Raw genomic sequence first — 378 nt, 5'->3', positions numbered from 1 at the left:
AATAAAGCGCTGACATTGACAAATGCTGCAGATACCTATGCAGGGGCAATTAGCGGGAGTGGCGCGCTTAATATTAATGGTGGCGCAGAGACGCTGAGCGGAACGAGCAACGCCTACAGTGGAACGGCAACGGTTAATAATAATGCAACGCTTTATGTGAATGGCTCACTGGGTAATTCTACTTCGACGGTTAAAGTCGACTCAGGTGCTACCTTAGCCGGCAACGGAACGATTGGCGGAGTGGTTAACGTGGCAGATGGGGGAACCCTGGCCCCGGGTGGCAACAATGTTCAACCCGGTACATTGACCGTTAATGGCGACCTGACGCTGAGCAACGGGGCAGCATTGAGTTACAGCCTGGGTCAGGCTGGAGTCCCT

1 pseudogene is annotated in these 378 nt (G+C 53.4%); it reads left to right on the top strand.

Annotation, left to right across the window (positions count from 1 at the left end):
• Window positions 1-15 precede the first annotated feature (15 nt).
• A pseudogene (locus M977_RS23960) lies at window positions 16-378 on the top strand (hypothetical protein); the annotation flags it as partial.

Source organism: Buttiauxella gaviniae ATCC 51604, assembly GCF_001654835.1.
In the GTDB taxonomy this organism is placed as follows: Bacteria; Pseudomonadota; Gammaproteobacteria; order Enterobacterales; family Enterobacteriaceae; genus Buttiauxella; species Buttiauxella gaviniae.
Note: the sequence above shows the minus strand (reverse complement) of the source record. Positions and strands in the feature narration are given on the sequence as shown.